The 7,787-nt window shown below is 59.4% G+C and carries 5 protein-coding genes; 4 read left to right on the top strand and 1 reads right to left on the bottom strand.

Annotated features, from left to right (window positions below; genetic code table 11):
- On the top strand, positions 1 to 2,402 hold a 2,402-nt coding region (locus tag VN887_10175; protein HXT40378.1), incomplete at its 5' end, for a LamG-like jellyroll fold domain-containing protein.
- Between the two features lie 20 nt (positions 2,403 to 2,422).
- On the opposite strand, the gene VN887_10170 is transcribed toward VN887_10175, so the two are convergent.
- Positions 2,423 to 3,667 carry a HupE/UreJ family protein gene (locus VN887_10170; protein ID HXT40377.1) on the bottom strand — a complete coding sequence of 415 codons (1,245 nt, stop codon included), beginning with the start codon at positions 3,665 to 3,667 and terminating at the stop codon, positions 2,423 to 2,425.
- A gap of 668 nt (positions 3,668 to 4,335) precedes the next feature.
- Between VN887_10170 and VN887_10165 the strand changes: the two genes are divergently transcribed.
- The 3 genes from VN887_10165 to VN887_10155 form a co-directional block, all read left to right on the top strand.
- Positions 4,336 to 5,793 (top strand): aldehyde dehydrogenase family protein, encoded by a 1,458-nt coding sequence (locus tag VN887_10165; GenBank protein ID HXT40376.1) that lies wholly within the window; start codon positions 4,336 to 4,338, stop codon positions 5,791 to 5,793.
- Positions 5,794 to 5,824: 31 nt separating this feature from the next.
- Complete coding sequence (locus tag VN887_10160) at positions 5,825 to 6,700, top strand: fumarylacetoacetate hydrolase family protein (GenBank protein HXT40375.1); 876 nt, start codon at positions 5,825 to 5,827, stop codon at positions 6,698 to 6,700.
- A 173-nt stretch (positions 6,701 to 6,873) separates the two neighbouring features.
- On the top strand, positions 6,874 to 7,787 hold a 914-nt coding region (locus VN887_10155), incomplete at its 3' end, for a diphosphate--fructose-6-phosphate 1-phosphotransferase (GenBank protein ID HXT40374.1).

Raw genomic sequence — 7,787 nt, 5'->3', positions numbered from 1 at the left:
AGATTGGAGCATTTCAGTGGAGCGGAACCCAGCCGCAAGGGAGTTTTCTAGGGCTGATTGACGAAGTGAGCATCTATAATCGCGCTTTGTCTGCAACCGAGGTTGGAACTATTTTTACCGCCGGTTCCGCAGGCAAATGCGACGCCCAAGCGCGCGCTTTGGCTCACTGGAAATTCGATGAGTCGAACGGATCGGTCGCGCATGACAGCGTCGGGTCGTACGACGGCGCTCTTTCCGCGAACGGCGCGTCGTTCGCGTCGGGTGGCATTTCCGGCAACGCCGTCAGCGTCTCCAAAGCCGACAACGGTTTCGTGAACATGGGCAACGTGCTGGGCATGACCAGCGGGGACTTCTCGGTCGTTGCCTGGGTAAAGACCCCGCCGGGTGACACGACGGAGTGTTCGGCCATCGTCGCCAAACAGGAAGCCGGTTGGGCCAATGGTTACATCCTGGAAGCGAACGCGTGTGTCGCCTATTCGCAGCCGGGCAGGGCATGGTTCTACGATTCTGTTTACCCCGGCCAGGAAGTCAGCTCCACCAGCAGTGTCAACGACGGCAACTGGCACCAGATCGTCGGCGTTTATGAGGCTGGCGGAAACAAATCCATCTACGTGGATGGCGCTCCGGTTGAAGCCAGCCGGCCGAGCCAGACGATCGTACCCAACAGTGGCCTGTTCATGGTCGGCGGCGTTTCCTTCAGTGGTGTCCCGACCGGGCAGTTCACCGGCTTGATCGACGACGTGCAGATTTACAATTACGCGCTCACGTCGAGCAACGTGGATTTTCTGTTCCAGAATCCTGGCCAGGAAGTCCCGCCGCATGATCTGCCGCCGGGCCAATGGCACCTCAACACGGTTGCCGGCGCAGGCGGCGCGATCAGCCGTGATCCCGATCTCGCCAAGTACACCGACGGCGCTTCAGTAACGTTGACGGCAGTCCCGAACACCGGCTTCGCCTTCGCAGGCTGGAGCGGCGATGCCACAGGCACAAACAACCCGGTCACGGTCACGGTGAACGGCAACAAAACGGTGACGGCGAGCTTCGCGGAAATTCCCGTGAGGATTCTGTCCATTGTAAATCCCGACCCGAAACAGGAGGGCCAGAAGATCAGTTTCGACCTGCGACTGGTCAGCCCGGGCGGCGTTGGTGGCATGAATTTCATCCTGCGCTACGACCCCGCGTATCTCAAGGAACCAGCCCTGGACTGGGCCCAAGCCGTCAACTCGGCGCTCGACCAGGTGAATTACGATACCGCGGGTGAGATTCACGCGACGTTTGCGCTGCCGGCGACCGCGGTTCCTGCGGGGACGCAACGAGTCGCCACTGTCAGCTTCCGCACGCGGAGCGTTCCATCTGATCTGAACACCGCGCTGGGTCTGGAACTTGTGGACGTATCGGCGCCGTCCGGTGACTCGATAACGTCCGGCAACGCGGCCCTGGGAGGCACGGCGCGCATTCTGGTGCGGCGGATCATCGGTGATAACAACGCGAACAACCGGCTAGATGTCGGAGACGCCACCATCATTCAGCGGCTGTTGACCGGCCTCGATCCGGTCCGGTCCTGGGACGTGACCAAAAACGACGTGAACGTCAACACGACGCTGGATTCAGGCGATGTAATCCGTGTCCTGCGCGTGGTGGCCAACATTGATCCGCAACCGGCTGCTCACACCGCGACCGGCAGCGGAGGCGGCCTGGCAAAGGCGGGCATCAGCAAAGCAGGCCCGACTTCATCGGAATTGGCGCTGTTGTCGTCGGAACCCTTGAGGGGCCAACCAGGCGATCTCATTACCGTGCAGGTGACGCTCAAAGACATCGCAACAACCATCTCGGGCGCTTCGTTCACCCTCGATTATCCGACGAATGCGTTGCGTCTGGTGAACGCGCAGTCGGAACAACCCGGGCCGATTGCCGCCAACGCGGTGGCGGTCTGGAACGTTCAGCCGGCGCAGAACGATTTCATCGTGCAAAACGGGCGGGTGGTGGCGGCCTTGAGCAGCGCGACGCCGTGGGTGACGAACAACGGCGTGCTGGCCGAGTTCCTATTTCAGGTCCAACCCGGCGAAACGACCCAGTATCGCTGGCCCATACATTTGAGCGGAATGGAGCTGACCAGCGCCGACGGCTATGATGTCCGTGATCTCGCCGACAGTGAACTTTTCTTCATCGGACGCGACCCGGTGCCGCCGAGCCTGACTTACACCCCGCCGGCCGCAGGCACAACGGGCTTCTCGTTGACGCTGACCGGCGAAACAGGCGTGTCTTATGTCATCGAGGCTTCGAGCGATTTGAACACATGGACTCCGTTGGCAACGCTCACCGCCAGCAATGGAACATTGAACTTCACCGATCCGGACGCCGGGAACAGCAGCCAGCGCTTTTATCGAGCCAAACAGCAGTGAAGTACGCCGCCGGCGCGGGATCAGAACGGCAGCCACTTGAGGTCAAAAGCGCGTTCGACGAACCACGCGACGGCCAGGAGCGCGATCGCTGCCGAGCCGAACCGAAGAGTCAATTCTTGATAAGCCCACGCATTGCGCGCCCAGTAGGCCAGTGGCAGAAAGACGGCGACAATCGCCAGTTGCCCCAGTTCGACACCGAGGTTGAACCCCACGAGAGCGACAGCCAGCGTTTGCCGCGCAAGCCCCAGGTCCGTCAGGGCGTTGGCAAAGCCGAATCCGTGGACGAACCCGAAACAGAACGCCACCAGCCAGCCGCGCTCAACGAACAGTGGCCGGAGGTTATTCGCGGCGGCAAGCGCGACCGACGCCGCGATCGTGGTTTCCACCAGCTTCGGTGGCAGGCGGACAATGTTCAACGTGGCCAGGCTCAAAGTCACAGAATGCGCCACCGTAAAGGCGGTGACAATTTTCAACACGTTGATCAGCGCGGGAGTGAAACGCCCGACCCCGCTCCAGCCGCCGGGCTTACGCCTCAACACCGACGGGAGCAGCAACGCGAGCAGGAACAGGATGTGGTCAACGCCCGACGAGATGTGTCTGATCCCTTCGTGGTTGAAATCCAGAAACTGCCGCCATCGCGAACGATGGGCCATGACAAAGGTCGGGTTGTCCTCGCTGAAAACCGCGGTTTGTTCCCCGCCGGAAACGTTCAACCGGAACAGCCCATGATGCCGCGCATCGATGTCAAAAAACGCGCCATAATCGACCCGCAGATCTCTCGGCACACCGGCGCTCTGAATCGAAAAACGCAACACGGCATAGGCGCCGTCGCTGAAATTCTCGACGAGCAATTCGCCGATTTTCAATGACCGGGCCATCCCGTCCAATTTCACGCGCACTCGCGATTGCGCGTAATCTTCAATCTCCGACTGTTTCGCCCTGACCTCGTCCGGCGTGATGTCGCCGTCGTTGTTCGCATCCAATCCGACGACCTGTTCCAGATCAATCAACGAGATGTCCCACTGGCCGGTGACATTCGAGCCGTCGACCGTCATGTTCAGGTAACTGCTGCTGCCTTGATGCGCCCAAGCGCTGACGTTAATGGTCAGAAAAGTGACTCCGACCCAGCGAGCCAGGTTAAGGAATGCAACAACGGCGCGGCGCGGGCAATCAACCGGGCGCAGTGCTCGAAATCGGCGGGCCGAAGTCACTCGGGCGCGCTTGCGAACAGGAAGGTCCTTCATGTCGGACAAGAGTGAATTCATGCGCTTTTTGCAGCGTGCGAGTGTGGTCGATAAAATGGCGCGCAGTCGATTTTTTTCACTGCGACGACTCATGTGGCTGATTCGAGTGGCTCTCTGCCGGCGAAGCGGATTCACACAGGCGATTGTCAGGTGTGAGTGAAAAGATTCCGGTCAGTATCAGCGGCGCGACCAGTTGGGGCCTGCAATTTGTTCGTGAAAACTCTGGAGCCGGAAAAAAGACAGAGACAGAATGTGGTACAGTGAGTGGATCGGAACAGGACCTTTGGAATCCGCAGTGGGGAAACTAAAAAAGCGGGTTTTGATGCACACACGATTTATTAGCACCAAAACCCGCCATCCTCTCCCAAGAGAAGGACGATTTGTTTAAGCAGGTTCGGGGCCAATCTGCCCCGCGCCATTCAAGGACAACCATTGGGTAGTGCAGTGCGCGCTGCGCATTCGGGATCTTCTGTGGCCATGAAAAGCTGAGGCCACGTGTCTTGTGCGCCAAGTGGCACTCGTCTCAGTGGAAGGCGTCCGATCGCATGGCAAGGCGTTTCTCGTCCTCTGCCCAGTTTCATGCGAAGCGCACGCCGTCTGGTTTTGACTCATCCGGCCGTTTTTTCAACCAAGAGAAAAGATTTCACTCCCAAGAGATTCCCAGCCATGCTTCTGTCCACTGTTTGGATATGCGAACGTATAAAAATTTCATCGGTGGAGACTCGGTGCCGGCCCAATCCGGCGAAACGTTCCAAAACGTCAATCCGGCGGACACGCGGGAAGTCGTTGCCGCGTATCCTTTGAGCGGAAAGCAGGATGCCGTCGCCGCGATGGAAGCGGCGAAGAAGTCGTTTCCTTCATGGGCCGCGATTTCGCCCGTCGCGCGGGGCCGGATTTTGAGCAAGGCGTCCCAAATCCTGGAATCGCGCAAAGCGGAACTGGCCGAGTTGCTGACGCGCGAGGAAGGCAAGACGCTGGCAGAGAGCAATGGCGAGGTGCAGCGCGCCATCGACATATTTCGTTTTTTTGGCGGGGTCAGTTACACGATCGGCGGCCAGACAATTCCGCACGATTTGCCGCAGCAATTGCTCTATACGCGTCGGGAACCGCTCGGCGTCGTCGCACTCATCACCCCCTGGAATTTTCCCGTCGCGATTCCCGCGTGGAAAATGGCACCGGCGCTCGTCAGTGGCAACGTCGTGGTGATCAAGCCAGCGACGCAAGCGCCCGCGATGGCGCTCGAACTGGCCAGGGCGCTGGCCGAAGCCGGCCTCCCGAAGGGTGTGTTGAATGTCGTCATCGGCGAAGGGAGGGCGGTGGGTGGTGAACTTGCCGCCAACCCCGGCGTCGCTGCACTGTCTTTCACCGGTTCGTATTCTGTCGGCTCGCACATTTATCAGCAGCTTGCCCCCCGCATGACGCGGGCACAAATGGAAATGGGCGGCAAAAACCCGACCATTGTTCTTGGGGACGCGGATTTGGATCTGGCCACGAAACTCGTCGCCATCGCCGGCTTCGGTCTGACCGGTCAGGCCTGCACAGCGACGAGCCGGGTCATTGTCGAGAAGAGTGCGGCCGACGCATTGACACAGAAACTGATCGAGAAGGCGAAGGCGATCAAAGTTGGCAACGGGTTGAATGAAGGCGTGACGATGGGGCCGGCGGTGAGCAAGCAACAACTCGCGGGAAATCTTGAGTACGTGGACATCGCGGTGGCCGAAGGCGCGAAGCTGGTTTACGGCGGGCAGCGGGTCTCCGACGGCGATTTTGCGCATGGCTACTTCATGCAGCCAACCATTCTGACCAACGTGTCACCGAAGATGCGCATCGCTTGTGAGGAAGTTTTTGGACCGGTCGTGGGTATTATTGCGGTGGAAAATTTCGAGGAAGCCCTGGCCGTGGCCAACGGCGTGGACGTGGGCTTGTCCGCCTCGATCGTGACGCGCGACTTTCGCAAAGCGATGCTTTACGCGGAACGCATCGAAGCCGGCGTGGTGAAGGTGAACCAGATTTCCACCGGTCTCGCTTTGCAGGCGCCATTCGGTGGCGTGAAGAAATCGAGCACCGATTCATTCAAGGAACAGGGCGCGGGCGCCATCGAGTTTTATACCCGGGTGAAAACGGTTTACCTGGATTATTCGGTGTGAGTTCCCGCAGCCCTTATTCAGCAGGACCGTCATGAAGCTCTGCCGTTTTCAAATCAGCGAACGACTCCCGGGCTCGAAGAACCATGCTCACATTGGCCTGCTCACTGACGGTGCGAAGGTCCTGGACCTGACAGAGGCGGGATGGCCGGGGATGACAACCTTGCTGGAACGCGACGATTTGTCGGCTGTCCTGGCGTCCCTTGCCAAGGAAAAACTTCCGCGGCACAGGGTGTCGGATCTAAAACTTTTGCCGCCAGTCGAAAAACAGGAAATCTGGGCGGCGGGGGTGACGTACCTGCGCAGCAAGAAGGCGCGCATGGAGGAGTCAGACTTCAGCGCGAACGCGTACGACAGGGTTTACGAAGCCGCGCGGCCGGAGCTTTTTTTCAAGTCGATGCCTGAAAAAGTGGTTGGTCCGGGCGAGCCGGTTGGCATCCGCAAAGATGCGAAATGGAATGTGCCGGAGCCGGAACTCGCGTTGGTTGTCAATTCGGGCGGGAAAATAGCCGGCCTCACGATCGGAAACGACATGAGCTCGCGCGATATCGAGGGAGAGAACTTGTTGTATCTGCCACAGGCGAAAGTTTACAACCGGTCCTGTGCGCTGGGGCCATGGATTCTCGTAGGCGTTCCCGAAGCCGAGGCGCGCGGCTGGAAAATCGAGCTGCAGATCCGGCGCAACGGAGAGCCGGTTTTCGCGGGTGAAACATCTGTCGGCCAAATCAAACGTTCATTCGATGAACTGGCCGCCTTCCTCTTCCGCAGCCAGGATTTTCCACACGGCGCGGCACTGCTGACCGGCACTGGCATCGTCCCTCCCGACACTTTTACGCTGCGCTCCGGCGACACGGTGCGAATCAACATTTCCGGCATTGGAACATTGGAGAATTCAGTGATGGAGGTCTGATGCGGGGGAGACACGAGGGTGCGCCTCGCAGCCAGCTTCCGGCAATCGGACCGTTCCGTGTTTTTTTTTGACAGCCGTTTTTCGGGTTGGCAAGGTGTCGGCTCGATTGGTGAGGGACCGGGCGATTTGAGGCGGTCTGGTTCGCGTTGAACGTGAAGGACTCTTTGAAAACTATGGCTGAACTGGTTGGAAATCTGTTGGTGGCGCAATCGGGCGGGCCGACCGCGGTGATCAACGCCAGCGTGGCCGGAGTAATTCAGGAAGCGGGCCGCCATCCGGACCAGATCGAGGAAATCTATGGCGGCTCCAACGGCATCCTCGGCATTCTCAACGAGGAACTGATTGATTTGCAGGAGGAAAAAAGGGCCGCCATCGAAGGGTTGAAGCACACTCCCGCGGCGGCGCTCGGGACCTGCCGCTATAAGATTGATTTCAAGAAGAAGCCGGAACAGGCCGCGCGCGACATGGACCGTCTTTTCCAGGTGTTTCAGGCGCACAACATCCGCTATTTCTTTTACGCGGGGGGCAATGATTCCCAGGACACCGCTCATAAAATCCACGAACAAGCCATCGCGCGTGGTTACGAGATGCGCATCATCGGCGTGCCCAAGACCATTGACAACGACCTGCCGCACACCGACCACTGCCCCGGATACGGTTCCGTCATCAAGTACAACGCGACGACCGTGATGGAAATCGCCTCCGACGTGGGCAGCATGGCCACGGACGACGGTTCCTGTTGCATCGTCGAGGTGATGGGGCGTTCGGCGGGCTGGATCGCCGCCGGCACTGTGCTTGCCAAACGAAGACCCGGCGACGCGCCCCACATCATCCTCGTACCGGAAGTTCCCTTCGAACAGGACAGATTCCTCGAGAAGGTAAAGGAAACAGTCGTGGCACAGAGGTATTGCATTGTCGTGGTCGGCGAGGGCTTGAAAAACGCCGCCGGTGAGGAAATCTCCGCGGACAAGACAAAGCTCGACGCGTTCGGACATCCGGTGCTGTCCGGGGCCGCGGAACGTCTGGGCGACATCGTTGAAGGCAGCCTCCGGCTCAAAACCCGCACGGTGAAGCTCGGCTATGCGCA

The sequence above is a fragment of the Candidatus Angelobacter sp. genome (assembly GCA_035607015.1).
Lineage (GTDB): Bacteria > Verrucomicrobiota > Verrucomicrobiia > Limisphaerales > AV2 > AV2.
This window is presented reverse-complemented; position numbering and strand designations above follow the sequence as displayed.

What these genes read in the sequence shown, in the direction of transcription:
- VN887_10165 (HXT40376.1), top strand. Translation starts at nt 4,336, where the DNA reads ATGCGAACGTATAAAAATTTCATCGGTGGAGACTCGGTGCCGGCCCAA.
- VN887_10160 (HXT40375.1), top strand. Translation starts at nt 5,825, where the DNA reads ATGAAGCTCTGCCGTTTTCAAATCAGCGAACGACTCCCGGGCTCGAAG.
- VN887_10170 (HXT40377.1), bottom strand. Translation starts at nt 3,667, where the DNA reads ATGAATTCACTCTTGTCCGACATGAAGGACCTTCCTGTTCGCAAGCGC.